Origin of the sequence: Arthrobacter sp. MYb214, from assembly GCF_002979865.1 — a bacterium.
Classification (GTDB): domain Bacteria; phylum Actinomycetota; class Actinomycetes; order Actinomycetales; family Micrococcaceae; genus Glutamicibacter.
Genome location: NZ_PCPZ01000001.1, coordinates 1,148,575 through 1,164,356 on the forward strand (window position 1 = coordinate 1,148,575; position 15,782 = coordinate 1,164,356).

The 15,782-nt window shown below is 58.6% G+C and carries 17 protein-coding genes; 5 read left to right on the forward strand and 12 right to left on the reverse strand.

Going from position 1 to position 15,782, the window contains the following annotated elements; translation table 11 throughout:
- The first annotated feature begins 56 nt into the window (after positions 1-56).
- Both CQ012_RS05320 and CQ012_RS05325 read left to right on the forward strand, forming a co-directional pair.
- Positions 57-461: a hypothetical protein gene (locus tag CQ012_RS05320; protein WP_105657630.1), complete on the forward strand. Its 405-nt coding sequence runs from the start codon at positions 57-59 to the stop codon at positions 459-461.
- 28 nt (positions 462-489) lie between these two features.
- Positions 490-684 carry a hypothetical protein gene (locus CQ012_RS05325; RefSeq protein ID WP_105657631.1) on the forward strand — a complete coding sequence of 65 codons (195 nt, stop codon included), beginning with the start codon at positions 490-492 and terminating at the stop codon, positions 682-684.
- A 397-nt stretch (positions 685-1,081) separates the two neighbouring features.
- Here the strand turns inward: CQ012_RS05325 and tsaD are convergent, their stop codons facing one another.
- The 7 genes from tsaD to coaA form a co-directional block, all read right to left on the reverse strand.
- Complete coding sequence (gene tsaD, locus CQ012_RS05330; RefSeq protein WP_105661537.1) at positions 1,082-2,161, reverse strand: tRNA (adenosine(37)-N6)-threonylcarbamoyltransferase complex transferase subunit TsaD; 1,080 nt, start codon at positions 2,159-2,161, stop codon at positions 1,082-1,084.
- Complete coding sequence (gene rimI / locus CQ012_RS05335) at positions 2,158-2,649, reverse strand: ribosomal protein S18-alanine N-acetyltransferase (protein WP_105657632.1); 492 nt, start codon at positions 2,647-2,649, stop codon at positions 2,158-2,160. Before rimI ends, tsaD begins: the two co-directional genes overlap by 4 nt.
- Positions 2,649-3,323, reverse strand: a complete 675-nt coding sequence (tsaB, locus tag CQ012_RS05340) for a tRNA (adenosine(37)-N6)-threonylcarbamoyltransferase complex dimerization subunit type 1 TsaB (protein WP_105657633.1) — start codon at positions 3,321-3,323, stop codon at positions 2,649-2,651. Before tsaB ends, rimI begins: the two co-directional genes overlap by 1 nt.
- Positions 3,316-3,894: a tRNA (adenosine(37)-N6)-threonylcarbamoyltransferase complex ATPase subunit type 1 TsaE gene (gene tsaE, locus CQ012_RS05345; RefSeq protein ID WP_105657687.1), complete on the reverse strand. Its 579-nt coding sequence runs from the start codon at positions 3,892-3,894 to the stop codon at positions 3,316-3,318. Before tsaE ends, tsaB begins: the two co-directional genes overlap by 8 nt.
- A complete protein-coding gene (gene alr, locus CQ012_RS05350; RefSeq protein ID WP_105657634.1) occupies positions 3,887-5,086 on the reverse strand; it encodes an alanine racemase in 1,200 nt (399 codons plus the stop codon). The genes tsaE and alr overlap by 8 nt, the downstream gene beginning before the upstream one ends.
- Before the next feature lie 144 nt (positions 5,087-5,230).
- Complete coding sequence (gene mscL, locus CQ012_RS05355; protein ID WP_105657635.1) at positions 5,231-5,629, reverse strand: large conductance mechanosensitive channel protein MscL; 399 nt, start codon at positions 5,627-5,629, stop codon at positions 5,231-5,233.
- 110 nt (positions 5,630-5,739) lie between these two features.
- On the reverse strand, positions 5,740-6,699 hold the full coding sequence (gene coaA / locus CQ012_RS05360; RefSeq protein ID WP_105657688.1) for a type I pantothenate kinase: 960 nt from the start codon (positions 6,697-6,699) through the stop codon (positions 5,740-5,742).
- A gap of 167 nt (positions 6,700-6,866) precedes the next feature.
- Here coaA and glmS point away from each other — a divergent pair, with 167 nt between their 5' ends.
- The 3 genes from glmS to CQ012_RS05375 all read left to right on the forward strand — a co-directional run bounded on the left by glmS (position 6,867) and on the right by CQ012_RS05375 (position 10,786).
- Complete coding sequence (glmS, locus tag CQ012_RS05365; protein ID WP_105657636.1) at positions 6,867-8,738, forward strand: glutamine--fructose-6-phosphate transaminase (isomerizing); 1,872 nt, start codon at positions 6,867-6,869, stop codon at positions 8,736-8,738.
- An 87-nt stretch (positions 8,739-8,825) separates the two neighbouring features.
- Complete coding sequence (locus CQ012_RS05370; protein ID WP_105657637.1) at positions 8,826-9,176, forward strand: holo-ACP synthase; 351 nt, start codon at positions 8,826-8,828, stop codon at positions 9,174-9,176.
- Between the two features lie 161 nt (positions 9,177-9,337).
- Entirely contained in the window at positions 9,338-10,786 is a 1,449-nt protein-coding gene (locus CQ012_RS05375) for an NAD(P)H-hydrate dehydratase (RefSeq protein ID WP_166650718.1), read from the forward strand.
- A 13-nt stretch (positions 10,787-10,799) separates the two neighbouring features.
- Here CQ012_RS05375 and CQ012_RS05380 read toward each other — a convergent pair whose 3' ends face one another.
- From CQ012_RS05380 to rplM, 5 genes are all read right to left on the reverse strand, one after another.
- Positions 10,800-11,507: an SDR family NAD(P)-dependent oxidoreductase gene (locus CQ012_RS05380; protein WP_219844124.1), complete on the reverse strand. Its 708-nt coding sequence runs from the start codon at positions 11,505-11,507 to the stop codon at positions 10,800-10,802.
- 58 nt (positions 11,508-11,565) lie between these two features.
- A complete protein-coding gene (locus tag CQ012_RS05385; RefSeq protein ID WP_105657640.1) occupies positions 11,566-12,939 on the reverse strand; it encodes a UDP-glucose dehydrogenase family protein in 1,374 nt (457 codons plus the stop codon).
- Between the two features lie 148 nt (positions 12,940-13,087).
- Positions 13,088-14,434 carry a phosphoglucosamine mutase gene (gene glmM, locus CQ012_RS05390; protein WP_105657641.1) on the reverse strand — a complete coding sequence of 449 codons (1,347 nt, stop codon included), beginning with the start codon at positions 14,432-14,434 and terminating at the stop codon, positions 13,088-13,090.
- A gap of 169 nt (positions 14,435-14,603) precedes the next feature.
- Entirely contained in the window at positions 14,604-15,104 is a 501-nt protein-coding gene (rpsI, locus tag CQ012_RS05395) for a 30S ribosomal protein S9 (protein WP_060702200.1), read from the reverse strand.
- A gap of 38 nt (positions 15,105-15,142) precedes the next feature.
- Positions 15,143-15,586 carry a 50S ribosomal protein L13 gene (gene rplM / locus CQ012_RS05400; RefSeq protein WP_105657642.1) on the reverse strand — a complete coding sequence of 148 codons (444 nt, stop codon included), beginning with the start codon at positions 15,584-15,586 and terminating at the stop codon, positions 15,143-15,145.
- Between the last annotated feature and the right edge of the window lie 196 nt (positions 15,587-15,782).

Here is a 15,782-nt window from a genome sequence, read left to right on the forward strand (position 1 = left end):
ACCTTCTACGAAGACGCCTCCATCCACGAGGAATCCAACCCGGCATCATCTTCGACATGATCATGAAACCGGACTCGATGGGGAGCTACAGCGACAAGGACGTGGACCAGGTCGCCACGAAGTGGGTAGCCCAACACAACCACAAGGGCTCGGACTCACACCTGCAACCTCCCATCGACGTATTCCACGACCGCCGCAGGAATGCCACGCAGGATAACAACACTCTGGAACCGGAACAACCAGTCGAATTCCGCAAAACCGCGGGCGCCTTCAACAAGTCCTACGACTTCTTCTCGCAGGTCATCGACTACGGCAGCACCCGAATCGAGAAATTCGCGATCTACCTGAAGCTACTGGCCAAGGCACTGCAGACCACAGCCGCCGGCAACAGCTTGGACCTTTCCGATGCGGCGCTCACCCACTATGCCCTGAGGTGCAAGAAGCACAGGACCTGGAGCTAGTGGGTGGGCAAGGCAAGGGAATCGAGAGGTGACTGCAGCCGATTCGGGCGTTGTGCGGGAGACGACCCTACGCACTTTCGACGGACAGATTAAGCAGATCAACGAGCTATTCGAAGACACCGGAATCAGCGACGACGACCAAATCAATGCCGTCGAATCGATCATGCGCACGCCGAACCACACGAGCAGTTACAACGTGAAGCGATTGCAAATGGACCGATAGATTTCAGTTCATCGCCAAGTCTTCCCGAGACTATTGACAAGATCACCTACACCTCGGGAGAAGGACGCAAAAGGCAATCAATGCCTAGCTAGAGGTGGATGCCCCGGACGAGATAGTTCATTTTCTTCTTGCGACTGGTTTGCAAGATCGGGCTAGGAAGCCTTCGCAACGTGATGCTATGACGAATCATTACCCTGAGACACATAGACGTACATAGGTGCAAGAGGTCTTGCTGTTCGCTTTTCCACTCAGTGGCTCATGACCCCGTTAGGAGTTTTGTTTAGTCTTGGACCGACAGATCTTGACTACGAATGCCGATTAGGATGGACAACCCTAGAAATTAGTTTGGGGTCCACCGCCTGTACGTGGTGGCCCCAAACTGAGGTTGCTCAGGTGTCTAGCTTCGAGAATTCAAAACGATGTTCGTTACCGGCTGCGAAGAGTCGGTTGCGAATTCCAGCCCAGACGGAGAAACGCCATCAGCAACCAGCTGCGCGCCGAGAGCTGCAACCATTCCGCCGTTGTCCGTGCACAAGCTAAACGGAGGAACCACCAAGGCTATGCCCGCAGAAGCACATCGGGCCGCCAGAAGTTCACGCAGTCGAGTATTCGCCGCCACTCCCCCGCCCAGAAGCAGAGTCTTCAGTCCCTGTTCCTGCATCGCCCGGACTGCCTTCGACGTGATCACGTCTACGACAGCTTCCTGGAATGAAGCGGCAATGTCAGCAACTGGGATCTCTCCGCCGTTGGCCTCGAAGTGCTCGACGCAACGGGCTACAGCAGTCTTCAGTCCTGAGAACGAGAAGTTGTTGCGGTGCTTGCCAGGATTCTCGGCACTGCCCACGAACTTCGGCAGCGACAAGCCGCGAGGGAATCGGAATGCCTTTCGGTCTCCATCCTTAGCCGCCTTGTCGATAGCCGGACCACCTGGATACCCGAGACCCAGCAAACGAGCAGTCTTGTCATAGGCTTCACCGGCTGCATCATCAATCGTGGAGCCCAACAGCTGCACGTCGTTAGTCAGCGAAGTGACCTTCAAGATTTCGGTGTGCCCCCCTGAGACCAGCAGTGCCCCGAAAGTTGGCGGCAATACGGTTCCTTCGAGAACGCCAACACCTACGTGAGCAACCAAGTGGTTGATCCCGTACAACGGCTTCCCTGTAGCCAACGCCAGAGCCTTGGCTGCCGAAACTCCAACCATCAGAGCACCGGCCAGGCCTGGACCGCTGGTCACGGCAATGGCGTCAATGTCATCAAGAGTCAGTTCCGCGGTGTCCAGAGCTGACTGCAGGGTGGGCACAAAGGCTTCCAAGTGAGCTCGCGCAGCGATCTCGGGAATCACTCCTCCAAAGCGTACGTGCTCATCCATGGAACTGGAGACAGCGTTAGCAAGCAGCCTATTGCCGCGCACGATGCCCACGCCGGTTTCATCGCAGGAAGACTCGATGCCCAGTACTACGGGTTCTGTGTTGCTCATGCGTTGCGTTCTTCCTCTTGTCCTTGCTGGACATCCAGCGGCAGTCTCATAATAAGCGCGTCTACCCCGCCCTTGTAGTAGCCCTTGCGACGGTGAATGGTAGTGAATCCCATGGATTCATACAGACCAATGGCACCGGGGTTATCAAAGCGAACTTCGAGCATCACATCCAATGCATTCTTCTCGCCTGCGGTCTGGATGAGCAATGCCAAAAGCTTGCGTCCCAAGCCTCGCCCTTGGTAGTCCGGGTGCATGGCAATAGTTTGCACATCGGCAATCGGCAAGACCACGCACAGGCCGGCATAGCCGATAACTCGACCAGAGTCTTCATAGACCCAGTAGGTGCGGGTGTCGCGCTGCGCTAGCTCGGATTCGAAACCAGCCAGTGGCCATGCATCCTCGGGAAACAGCTGCTGTTCCAGCTCGTGGACGGCCAGCAGATCCTCGGCAACCATGGGACGCAGGATGACCTGGTTCGCCTCGTTCATCACTTAGCCTGCTTCATGAACGCCGGAACCTGTGCATCGGATTCACGCAGGTACTGCGGCGAAGTGTCAGACAGATCCTTGCCCGCAGCCAGATCGCTTATGCCTCGGCGGACGAGGTAGCCAGCGTTTGCAATCCATTCAAAGGACTCAGGCATGGGCTTGGCCCCGGCTTCTTCCAATTGCTCGGCATAGATTCCGGCGCCAATGCCGTAGACCGGGAATGCAGGAAGGGCTGAAGCAGCTGAAACATGCGGGCCATCAACCATGGCTCCGTCCTGGTCGTAGCGAGCCCAGTACACTTCTTTGCGGCGCGCATCGGAAGCCACAATGAACTGTGCCGGAGCCTCGCCTGCATCCAGCACCTGTTCGGCGAGCGCATGCAAGGACATCACACCATGCACGGGTACCTGCCATACGAAGCCGAAGGTACGCGCGGCAACCAAGCCAACGCGCAGGCCGGTGAACGGGCCCGGCCCTACGCCAACGATAATGCCAGCAAGGTCTTGGCCTTTCTGTCCATGAGCGTCCAAGAGTTCCTTGACGTATGCCGACAGGGTTTCGGTCTGGTCGTTCCCCTTGGATGAAACCCGCTGGTCGACAACTAAACCGGTGGCATTGTCAACCAGTGCCACCGATGCGTTGGCGGAGGTGTCGATAGCTAAGTAGTTAGGCATGCTTCTCTTCCGTGTGCTGCGCAGTTACTGCAGACAGCAAAGTGTCTTTCAACTGGGCAAAGGTGTCCTCGTCCCAGCGCGGGCCGATCCCCTTCAGGCTAAACAACCGCGGCTCGTCCAGCTCTTCCTCCGATTCTTCCCACGGGTTGGCACTCGGTGCGGCCAGGGCTTCGCGGTCCAGCTGGATTTCCAGACGCGAGTCCGTGAGATGTTCCACCTTGCCCAGCCCCCACTCCACAACGGTGACTGAATCAGCCAGCGTTGATTCGAGATCCAGGGTGTCCACGTCGTCGTGGCCCTTCAAGCGGTAGGCATCCACGTGGATCAGTCCGGGGCCATCGCCTAGCGCCGGGTGCTGGCGGGCCAAAACGAATGTAGGCGAGATGATTCCCTCGCGTACATTCAGTCCCACGCCCAGTGACTGAGTCAGGGTCGTCTTACCAGCGCCCAAGGCCCCGGTAAGAATCACCAAGTCTCCGGCTTTGAGCTGGGCACCAAGAGCTTCCCCCAGCGCTTCGGTAACAGTGAGGTCATCTAGTTGGCAGGAGAATTCCCGCACCGGGTTACTCACCGGCTTCACCCCAGCTGCCTTCGATGTAGTAGCGGGGCACGCGCGGAGAAATGCGGGTTACCACTTCGTAGTTGATGGTGTTCGCCGCATAGGCCCAAGTGTTCACCGACTGCCCGCCTTTACCGAAGATAATCGCCTCGGCGCCGAGGAAGTCCTCAGGCTTGATGTCCGCGCCCAGATCAATGACGCACTGGTCCATGGCGATGCGTCCGCGTACCGGGTAGGTGCGTCCGTTAACTGTTACCGGCGCACCTGTTGCGATGCGCGGCAAACCGTCTGCATAGCCCATGGGGATCAGCCCGAGGTAGGTCTCCGCTTCAGTCTTGTAATTCAGGCCGTAGGACACGCCCTGCCCCGGATGGACCTTCTTGACGTTAGCCACGCGGGTCTTCACTGTCATGGCTGGACGCAGGCCGAAACTTTCTGGCGAGTCGGTTTCAAAGGGGCTCAGGCCATACAAGCCCAACCCCAAGCGCACCATGTCGTGGTGCGAATCAGGTCGCGAAAGGATACCCGGCGTATTGGCGATATGGCGCACTTCAAGATCGAAGCCGGCTGCTTCTACCAGTTCTATGGCCTTGTTGAAGATTTCCAGCTGCTCGTCCGTTTCGGGCCGCTCTGGCTCATCTGCGACCGCGAGGTGGGAGAAGATGCCAACTACGCGCAGCAGTCCTTCTTCTTGGAAGTCGCTGGCGCGGTTCAACAGATCAGGCAGGGCATCCATAGTTGAGCCATTGCGGCCAAGTCCTGTGTCCACCTTGATGTGGATACGTGCCGGTGTCTGCACGGCACGTGCTGCGGCGGCAACGTATTCCAGCTCCCAGCCTGAGACTCCCAGATCAAGACCGGCATCAATGGCGGCCTCGAATGGGGTGTCCTCGGTGTGCAGCCAGGCCATCATGGGAGCATCGATGCCCGCTTCACGCAGGGCGAGAGCTTCCGTGGCATGGGCACACCCGATCCAGCGGGCGCCGCCCTCCAAGGCGGCCTTGGCTACGGGGATAGCTCCATGGCCGTAGGCGTCTGCTTTGACGACGGCCATAACTGCAGCTGGGGCTACAACATCAGAAATCTGCTTGACGTTGTTGCGGATGGCCGACAAGTCAATGACTGCACGACGTTCAAATCCGATAGCCTGTGCACCGCTGGTGCTCTTTGTCAGGTTGCTTTCTTCAAGCGCTTCAGAGTTCACCTATTCATCTTCGCACTTTTCGGTTCCGCTTGCCTTGTTCACCCGTGCGCAGTTCGGCACATAGTGCGAGTTAAAGTCGGAAGGGGCGGACCCAAGCAACTGTGTTGCTGGGTCCGCCCCTTTGAGACGGATGTTTGTCAGGGCTTAGCGCAGAGTCTTCAGCTCGTCGCGGATCTGGGCGAGCAGCTCCAGCTGTGGATCTACTTCTTCCTCTGGCTCTTCTGCACCGGCAGCACGGCGTGCAGCCAGTCGCTCGTTGAGCTTGGTCATTGGCAGAACCAGCGCGAAGTAGACAGCTGCAGCAATCAGCAGGAAGTTGACCAGTGCAGTCAGGAAGACACCGAACTTGATGTCAACGCCGTCAATGGTTAGCAACAAGAAGCTGTCGAAGTTTGGAGATCCAACCAGGGCGGCGATCAATGGCATCAGCACATTATCGACCAAGGCGGTGACTACAGCGCCGAAGGCAGCGCCGATAACAACAGCAACGGCCAGATCGACAACGTTGCCCTTCATAATAAAATCGCGGAAACCTTTTAGCATGGTTAGAGCATACACAGGAAAATCACAGCACGACTACGAATTTTGGCTCCGATCTGTAATAGTTCGGCAAACTCACAGAAATCGTTTGCTTAAATATCAGCTGAAGAAGCCTAGATTTTCCTCAATAGCATCCTGCGCACCGAGTGATCCGCCGCCTTGCGCAGTACTAATTGCGCCCGCCCACGCGTAGGCAAGACGTTTTCCCTGAGGTTCGGCTCGTTAATGCGCTTCCAGATACCGTGAGCAGTTTCCCGTGCCTCGACATCAGTGAGCTGGGCATAGCGGTGGAAGTAGCTGGCAGGGTCGGAGAAGGCACCGGAGCGCAGACGCATGAACCGCTTGATGTACCACTCTTCGATATCCGCGGTACGCGCATCCACGTAGACGGAGAAGTCGAAGAAGTCGCTCAGGGCCAGGCCCACGGTCCCATCGGAACGGGTTCGAGCAGGCTGCAATACGTTCAGTCCCTCGACAATCAATACCTGCGGTGAGCGGATTACGTTGCGCTCCCCCGGGATGATGTCGTAGGTCAGGTGCGAGTAGACCGGAGCGCTTACTTCTGGGGCACCGGACTTTACCGCCGAGACAAAGCGCAGCAGCGCCCGCCGGTCATAGGATTCGGGGAACCCCTTGCGGTGCATGATCCCGCGGCGCTCGAGCTCGGCATTCGGGTACAAGAAGCCATCAGTGGTTATGAGCTGGACATCAGGCGTATGCGGCCAGCGGCGCAGCATTTCCTGCAGTACACGGGCAGTTGTGGACTTCCCCACGGCAACCGAGCCGGCGACGCCGATGACAAAAGGCGTGCGGCTGGTCTGCTCGCCCAAGAAGGTAGTGGTTGCCTGATGCGTCGCGCCGGCACCCTCGACATAAAGCGACAGCAGGCGGCTCAGTGGCAGGTAGACGTCCCGGACCTCTTGCAAGTCCAGCTGGTCGCCGAGGCCGCGTAGCCGCTCAATGTCCGAGTAGTTCAGCGGCTGTTCCATTTGATTGGACAGGCGCGCCCATGTCTCGCGCTCCAGTTCAACGAAAGGCGAGATAGGCGTTTCAAGTGTTCCGTGTGGTTCCACGAGGGTAAATTCTGCCAAGAATATGCTCCACATCCCAATTAACAACATCAACAAGGCAATTGGATTAGTCAAAAAACGGCCGACTGGTGATCTAAGACATAGGTAATTTTGAGTGCTCCGACACGATTATTCCCATCGATGGGCATTGAACCGGTAGGATTTTTCCCATGTGCGGAATTGTTGGATATGCAGGAACCTCGAGCCAGGTCGCCGATCATGGCGCCCTCGACGTTCTAATTGAAGGTTTGCGTCGGTTGGAATACCGCGGCTACGACTCGGCTGGTGTCGCTGTTGTTGCCGATGGCGCCATTCATTCTCGTAAGAAGGCCGGCAAGCTGGTCAATCTGGAAAATGAAATTGCCGAGTCCCCATTGCCTAAGTCGATGACCGGCATTGGGCATACCCGTTGGGCAACCCACGGTGGTCCGAGCGATCAGAACGCTCACCCACACCTGGCCGATGGTGGCAAGCTTGCCATGATCCACAACGGAATTATTGAAAACTTCGCCGGCATCAAGGCCGGCTTGGCAGCCGAGAGCGTTGAATTCCTCTCGGATACCGATACCGAGGTTGCCGCAGCTCTGCTGGGCAAGCTCTACAGCTCCGAGGCCGAAGGCGATTTGACCCGCGCCATGCAGCTTGCTGTTCAGCAGCTCGAAGGTGCTTTCACCCTCTTGGCAGTTCACCAGGACCACCCAGGTGTTGTCGTTGCGGCTCGCCGCAACTCCCCTCTGGTTCTCGGTCTGGGCGATGGCGAAAACTTCCTGGGTTCGGATGTCTCCGGCTTCATCGACTTCACCCGTCGTGCCGTAGAACTGGGCCAGGACCAGATCGTAACCATCACCCCGGATAACCATTCCATCACCGACTTCGACGGCAACCCGGCCGAAGGCAAGGAATTCACCGTTGACTGGGATGCAGCCAGCGCTGAAAAGGGCGGCTTCCCATCCTTCATGGAGAAGGAAATCTTCGACCAGCCTGCAGCTGTTGCCGACACCCTGCTGGGCCGCTCGGACGCTGATGGCCGACTGACCCTGGACGAACTGCGTATCGCTCCAGAGGAACTGGCCGAAATCTCCAAGATTGTTGTTCTTGCTTGCGGCACCTCGGCATATGCCGGCTCCGTGGCCAAGTACGCTATCGAGTCCTGGTGCCGTATCCCGGTAGAAGTTGAGCTCTCCCACGAGTTCCGCTACCGCGAGCCAATCGTGGACGAAAAGACCCTGATCGTTTCGATCTCCCAGTCCGGCGAAACCATGGACACCTTGATGGCTGTGCGTTACGCCAAGGAGCAGGGCGCCAAGACCATGTCGATCTGCAACACCAACGGATCGACCATCCCACGCGAATCGGATGCGGTGCTGTACACCCACGCTGGTCCGGAAATTGCTGTGGCTTCCACCAAGGCATTCCTGGCACAGATCACCGCAACCTACCTGCTGGGCCTGTATCTGGCGCAGCTGCGCGGCAACCTGTTCCAGGGCCAGATCAAGGACATCCTTGCCGACCTGGGCAAGATCCCTTCCAAGATCCAGGACGTCTTGGACCGCGCGGAAGAGATCAAGGATCTGGCACGCAACATGTCAGATGCCAACTCCGTGCTGTTCCTGGGCCGCCACGTAGGCTACCCGGTAGCAATGGAAGGCGCCTTGAAGCTCAAGGAAATCGCCTACATCCATGCTGAAGGCTTCGCCGCTGGCGAGCTGAAGCACGGCCCTATCGCCCTGATCGACGATGGCCAGCCAGTGTTCGTCGTAGTTCCTTCCCCTCGTGGTCGCGACTCGCTGCACTCCAAGGTTGTCTCCAATATCCAGGAAGTGCGCGCCCGTGGCGCTAAGACCCTGGTTATTGCCGAAGATGGCGATGCTGCGGTCAAGGACTTCTCCGAGTGGGTCTTCTACGTGCCAGAAACCCCAACCCTGCTGATGCCTCTGCTGGCCACCGTGCCACTGCAGATCTTCGCTTGCGAACTGGCATCCGCCAAGGGCTTCGATGTCGACCAGCCACGCAACTTGGCCAAGTCGGTGACCGTGGAGTAATCCACCGAGCACCAGAATTGCGGGCATTCCCTTTCCGGGAATGCCCGCAATTTTTATGCCCTGCAAGCACTGGATAAACTGATAGGCATGATTGCAGGAATTGGAGTGGACATCGTTGATGTGCCGCGTTTTGGCCGCCAGCTCGAGAAGACTCCACGCTTGCGTGAACGGCTCTTCACCGAAGAAGAGCGGGGCCTGCCCCTGCGATCCCTGGCGGCCCGCTTCGCGGCCAAGGAAGCCATCGCCAAGGCGCTGGGAGCTCCTGCGGGCATGAACTGGCAGGACTGCACTATCCGCAAAGATGAAGCCGGTGATCCCCAGGTTCACAACACTGGTTCAGTGGCCGCTGCCAGCGAGCTGCGTGGCATCAAATCATGGCATCTGACCATGTCCCACGATGGAGATATGGCTATCGCAATGGTGGTTGCAGAACGCTAGGCACCAACGCCACGACGAAAGAATAACGACACGCATCTCATTAAATAGGGCATCGCACAGGTGCCTTGAGTATTGTTTGTCTTATGATTCCTGTCTACAGTGTTGCGCAAATTCGTGCGGTTGAAGCCCAGGAGAACTCCAAGCGGGGCGAGACCAGCTTAATGAAGCAAGCAGCCGCCCATTTGGCTTCAACGGCAGTCGCCATGCTGACCGAGAATTCCAGCGCCGATCCGGCTTTCGTGGTGGCGCTTATCGGCCCGGGCAACAACGGTGGAGATGGCTTGTATGCACTGGCAGAGCTCCAACTGCAGAAGATTTCCACTCTGGCTCTGCAGTGCCACGAACAGATCCATGCCGAAGGTGCTGCAGCATATCAAGCTGCCGGCGGTACCGTGCTGGACCTCTCCGACGGTCAAGGCGAATTAGCTAATGCCTCGCTCATTATTGACGCCATCTACGGCCTTGGATACCGTGCCGGCTCTGATTTGCCGAAGCTTCCTGCTGGCGCACGGGTGCTGGCCTGCGATATTCCTTCAGGCCTGGATCCTGAAACGGGCGTTGCGCAGGACTCTGTTCTTCGCGCAGAACGCACGGTAACTTTCGGTGCCATGAAATCCGGTCTTCTGTCTGTAGACGGACCGCTGGTTACCGGTGACATTACCGTGGCAGATCTCGAATTCGACTTTTCTTCCGTCCAAGCTGGAACGCAGCTTGTGGACGAGGTGGCCACTCGCGAGCTGCTGGACCAGCACCGCTCTTGGCGGGATGCCGGACGGCACAAGTACCAGCGTGGAGTCCTGGGACTCATCGCCGGTTCCGGCCTTTATCCCGGAGCTGCTCAGCTGACCGCCAAGGCCGCTGTAGCCTGCGGCGTCGGATTGCTTCGCACCCACGTGCCAGAATCCATTCAGCCGCTCATGGCCGTCGCCGTGCCGGAGTCCGTGCCACTGGATGATGAGCAGATCAAGGAAGCGCTGTCTTCCTCCCGCCGTCAGATTCACGGCAAGGGCGCCAAGATCAAGGCTTGGGCCATTGGCCCGGGCTTGGATGGACGCACTCCCCCGACTGGCGCCATCGCTGATGTCTTTGCCAGCCCGCAGCCGGCCGTCATTGACGCGTCCGGATTGGAAGTCGTTCCTGCCGGCCCAAGCGAGCAGCCTCGCGTGCTGACGCCTCATGCCAAGGAACTGCGCATGCTGCTCAGCCGCGCTGGAGTGAAGATCACTCCCGATGAGATTTCCCAGGACCCGATTCGCTGGACCCGGTGGGCCGCCCTGGCATACAACGCCGTGGTCCTGCTCAAGGGACCAACCAGCTACATTGTGGCCCCCAATGGCGACAGCCTGATGGTGAGCCACTCGGCACCAGAATTGGCCACTGCAGGCAGCGGCGATGTCCTGACCGGCATCCTGGGCTACATGCTCTCCGACAGCTCGCTCACGGGCACCGAAGGCCTGCGAACCGTGCCTAACCGCCGCATGATGGAACTGACCGCGTGTGCCGCTTACATTCATGGCCACCTGGGCCGGGTGACCGCTTCAGAGGGAACTGTCAATGCTTCGCGCCTGATCGAGAACCTGCCTAAGGTCATGAAGCAGTTCGGCTTCTAGGCTCTGGGTCCCTCTAGAGGCCGCCAGAAACTTTGAGAACGCTGCCGGTGGTGTAGGCGGCTTCGCTAGACAATAGCCAAGCCACCGCACCGGCTACTTCTGTCGGCTTGCCTGCGCGTCCCATCGGGATCGTCTCGGCGATTTGCGCAGGGCGCTGTGGATCCTTATGGAATTCAGTCCAAAGCGTTCCCGGGCTAACCGCATTCACTCGGATGCCGTCCTTAGCCAGTTCCTTGGACAGTCCCACTGTCAAGGCTTCTACTCCGGCCTTGGCTGCAGCGTAATGCACGTACGTGAAGGGGCTTCCGGATTCAGCCGCCACCGATGAAATGTTCACGATTGCACCACCGCCATGTGACCGGAGCAGGGGCAGCGCATATTTAATGCAGGTAATTGGGCCCAGAAGGTTCACGTTCAGATCCGCGGCGATATCGGTCAACTCGTTGTCTGCCAGATTTCCGATGGCCGTCGCTGATCCCGCGTTGTTTACCAGTCCTTCAAGTTCCCCAATGTCCTTCACTCGGGCGAAGAACCTTGCCACTGATTCTTCATTGGCGCAGTCGATCTGCAGGACATGGCAAATCGCGCCGAGCTCACGGACTTTATCTGCCACTGCCTGCGCCGATTTCTCATCCTGCCTGTAGCCGATGATCAAGTTGCGGTCGGTGGCTAGACGCAGCGCAATCGCGGCTCCTAACCCACGACCACCGCCGGTGACCACAGTGTATGCCATGCGGCTCCCCCTCTCTTGCAGTTGCGGTCGCGTACCGCAGCTAGCTTCAGGAAGCCTGTACCGGAATCGAGGTAGTTGCCGGAGCCATGTTGCCCAGCTCGAAGTATTCACCCGGACCGGTAACAGTCCAGCCCTGATTCCGCCATTCAGGGCGGTCCAGGACGTTGCGCCCGTCAATCAGCTGCTTGTTGGCCACTAGATCCGCCAGATCCGACGGATTCAGTTCGCGGAATTCATTCCATTCGGTCAGCACCAAGGTCAGGTCCGCATCCTTCGCCGCTTCCTTGAAGGAATCAACGTAGTTCAAGCGCGGGAAACGGCCGGCAGCGTTGGCGTTGCCTTCTGGGTCGTAGACCGAGACTTCAGCGCCCTCGTTGTACAGGCGGACGGCTATATCCAGTGCTGGCGAGTCCCGCACATCATCGCTGTTCGGCTTGAAAGTCACGCCGAGTACGCAGACATGCTTGCCTGCCAGCTCATTGCCCAGCATGTGCGAGGCCAGCGAGACCACGCGGTCACGGCGTCGCAAATTGATCTGGTCGACTTCAGCCAAGAAGCCCATGGTCTGGCTCAGGCCAAGTTCGCTGACGCGTGCTTGGAGGGCTCGAATGTCCTTGGGCAGGCAACCGCCACCGAAGCCCACTCCAGCGTTCAGGAAACGGCGTCCAATGCGCTTATCGTGGCCAATGGCGTCGGCAAGGACCTTAATGTCGCCGCCTACGGTTTCAGTCACCTCCGCAAAGGCGTTGATGAAAGAAATCTTGGTAGCCAGGAAGGCGTTGGCTGCAACCTTGACCAGTTCTGCAGTCTCCAGGTCCGTGGCGATCTCCGGAGTATCCAAGGCAAGGATCGGTGCATAGACTTTGCGCAGCAGTTCCAGTCCGTGTTCATGCTCCAGGCCGTAGACCAGGCGATCGGGGCGCAGGGTATCCTGGACGGCGAAGCCTTCTCGAAGGAACTCCGGATTCCATGCCAGCGCGATGCTGCTTCCGTTCTTGGCGTCTTGGGCAATTTTCTCGCTCAGCCGGCGTGCGGTGCCTACCGGCACGGTGGACTTCCCGACAATCAGCGCTTCGCCGGTGATGTGCTCCAGCAGCGAATCCACAGCACCGTCTACGTAGGACATGTCTGCGGATTGCGAGTCGGCGCGCTGCGGGGTGCCCACGGTGATGAAGTGGATATCCGCGCCGGCAGCGACTTCTGCGTAGCTGTCGGTGAAGCGCAGGCGTCCGGAGGCCACATGCTTGCGCAGCAGTTCTGGCAGGCCTGGCTCGTGGAAGGGCAGAACGCCAGCGGCCAGTGCTTCCAGCTTGGCTTTGTCTACGTCCAGTCCAATGACTTCATAGCCCAGTTCAGCCATGCAGGCGGCATGGGTTGCACCGAGGTAGCCGGTGCCGATCACGCTGATGCGTAAAGTCACGAAAGTCCTTCTCTCCGAGAACGCGAACCGATATCAGTTTCTATTAGTTAGCATGCCACACCCCCGCAGCGTGTTCCGGCGTGGAACGCGCTGCGGGGGTGTGAGTTTTCTTGATATTTACGTGTTGGTTGCTGGGAAGCTACTGGGCCTAGAGGGCCAGATGCTCCTTGACCGATCCTGCCAGAGCTTCGGCTTCGGCCTGGGCCTGCTCGTGGGTAGCTGCCTCGACCATGACGCGAACTACTGGCTCGGTCCCCGATGGACGCAGCAGCACACGGCCGGTGGTGCCCAAGCGTGCCTCAGCAGCGGCAATTGCCCGCTGCAGCGGTTCGCATTCTGGAACGCTGGCCTTGTCTACGCCGCGTACGTTGATCAGCACCTGTGGCAGGACGGTCAGCACGGCAGCAAGTTCCTTCAGGGTCTTGCCGGTAGCCTTCACGCGGGCCGCGATCATCAGGCCGGTCAGCACGCCGTCGCCGGTGGTGGCGTGCTTGGAGAAGATCACGTGGCCGGATTGCTCGCCACCCAGGGAGTAATCGCCTTCGCGCATGCCTTCGAGCACGTAGCGGTCACCCACGCCGGTCTGCTTAACAGTGATGCCTGCTGCTTCCATGGCCAGGGTCAGGCCGAGGTTGCTCATCACGGTGGCAACCAGGGTGTTGTCCTTGAGTTCGCCGCGGTCCTTCATGTCCAGTGCCATGACGGCCATGATCTGGTCACCGTCGACGACGGTGCCTTCATGGTCTACTGCGAGACAGCGGTCAGCGTCGCCGTCGTGCGCGATGCCCAGGTCCGCGCCGTGCTCCAGCACAGCGGCCTGCAGCTTCTCCAGGTGGGTGGAGCCGTAGCCGTCATTGATGTTGATGCCGTCTGGATCTGCGCCAATCACGACGATCTCTGCGCCGGCAGCCTTGAACACCTCTGGGGAGCAGCCCGAAGCAGCGCCGTGGGCGCAGTCCAGAACTACCTTCATGCCATCCAGCCGGTTGGGCAGGGCCTGCAGCAGGTGCATGATGTAGCGGTCCTCAGCGTCGGCGAAACGCGAGACTCGACCTACCTCACCGCCGGTTGGACGTGGCTTTGGCATCTTCAAGCAGGCTTCGATGGCATCTTCCAGCGCATCGTCCAGCTTTTTGCCGCCACGGGCCAAGAACTTAATACCGTTATCCGGAGCCGCGTTGTGCGAAGCGGAGATCATGACACCGAAATCGGCGTTCAGGTCCCCTACCAGGAATGCCGCCGCAGGAGTCGGCAGCGTGCCGGCATCCATGACGTCTACGCCGGAGGCGGCCAGGCCGGCCTCAATTGCGGCAGACAGGAAGTCACCACTGATGCGCGGGTCCTTGGCAACCACAGCGACCGGCTTGTAGCCGTCCTCTGGCTGGCTCAAGCCCAGCACCACCGATGCCGCCTGCGCCAGTTCCAGCGCGAGCTCGGGAGTTAACAGTTCGTTTGCTTTTCCTCGGACCCCATCGGTCCCAAATAACCTTGCCATCGCCTTCAATCATATGCCCTCTGCATTGATTTATACGGCTTAAAGTCCCGCATTGGCAGTGAGATGAGAAAAGATTAATGGGATCTTGCAGTCTTCGGCGTTAAAAGTCCAAAGGCCCCGGCGTCCTTTGCAGGATGCCAGGGCCTTTGGAAAGACCTTGAAGCAAGGTTTAGCGCTTCGAGAACTGCGAAGCCTTACGTGCCTTCTTCAGACCAGCCTTCTTGCGCTCGATGACGCGTGCGTCACGAGTCAAGTAGCCAGCCTTCTTCAGGGTAGCGCGGTTTGCATCGCGATCGATCTCGTTCAGCGAGCGAGCGATACCCAAACGCAGTGCACCGGCCTGGCCGGAAATGCCGCCACCGTTGATACGAGCGATAACGTCGTAAGCACCCTCAAGACCAAGGATCTTGAAAGGCTCGTTGACGTCCTGCTGGTGCAGCTTGTTAGGGAAGAAGTTCTCCAGGGTGCGACCGTTAACGGTCCACTTGCCGGTGCCTGGTACCAGGCGAACGCGGGCGATAGCCTGCTTGCGACGGCCAACTGCTGCACCTGGAACGGTCAGCGGAGCGCGCTCGGTTTCGGCAACTACAGCCGAAGCAGAGGTCTCGGTGGTGTAAGTCGAAGGGGTCTCGCCTTCGAATTCAGTGGTTTCTTCAGCGTTCTGAGCCACGATAATCTCCTATTAAGTATTTCTTCTCGGGGCCAGGACTACTGAGCGACCTGGGTGATTTCCAGTGCCTTTGGCGACTGAGCAGCGTGTGGGTGCTCGGCGCCGCGGTAGACCTTCAGCTTCGACAGCTGGGCATCGGAAAGCTTGTTCTTAGGCAGCATGCCCTTGATGGCCTTCTCAACAGCCAGTACTGGGTTCTTTTCCAGCAAGTCTGCGTAGTTGATGCTCTTCAGGCCACCTGGGAAACCGGAGTGGCGGTAAGCGCGCTTGTTCAGCAGCTTCTTACCGGTCAGTGCAACCTTGTCTGCATTGATGATGATGACATGGTCGCCCATGTCCATGTGTGCAGCATAGGTTGGCTTGTGCTTGCCGCGCAGCAGGGTTGCGGCCTGGACGGCGAGACGGCCGAGTACTACGTCGGTGGCGTCAATGACAAACCACTGACGAGTCTGGTCAGCCGGCTTTGGGGTGTACGTACGCACAGTAATTGCCTTACGTTGATTCGTTTCTGGTCAAACAGTCGCTTGGCTGAAGGCGGTGAGATCCCCCAGTGACAGGCACTGTCGTGTTGTTCTTGTGTTTAGACCAGTACGCCAGGTGAGGACTGATGATAACCGGCCGTCCATATATTGTTCGCACACCCAGCAGACCAGCGACTATGCAACTAAGCCGTCACGC

Bases quoted from the DNA above. Each gene is read 5' to 3' on its own strand.
- rimI (WP_105657632.1), bottom strand. From the start codon at position 2,649: ATGAACGAGGCGAACCAGGTCATCCTGCGTCCCATGGTTGCCGAGGAT.
- CQ012_RS05375 (WP_166650718.1), top strand. From the start codon at position 9,338: ATGAAGCAAGCAGCCGCCCATTTGGCTTCAACGGCAGTCGCCATGCTG.
- mscL (WP_105657635.1), bottom strand. From the start codon at position 5,629: ATGCTAAAAGGTTTCCGCGATTTTATTATGAAGGGCAACGTTGTCGAT.
- CQ012_RS05370 (WP_105657637.1), top strand. From the start codon at position 8,826: ATGATTGCAGGAATTGGAGTGGACATCGTTGATGTGCCGCGTTTTGGC.
- glmM (WP_105657641.1), bottom strand. From the start codon at position 14,434: ATGGCAAGGTTATTTGGGACCGATGGGGTCCGAGGAAAAGCAAACGAA.
- glmS (WP_105657636.1), top strand. From the start codon at position 6,867: ATGTGCGGAATTGTTGGATATGCAGGAACCTCGAGCCAGGTCGCCGAT.
- tsaB (WP_105657633.1), bottom strand. From the start codon at position 3,323: ATGCCTAACTACTTAGCTATCGACACCTCCGCCAACGCATCGGTGGCA.
- tsaD (WP_105661537.1), bottom strand. From the start codon at position 2,161: ATGAGCAACACAGAACCCGTAGTACTGGGCATCGAGTCTTCCTGCGAT.
- CQ012_RS05320 (WP_105657630.1), top strand. From the start codon at position 57: ATGATCATGAAACCGGACTCGATGGGGAGCTACAGCGACAAGGACGTG.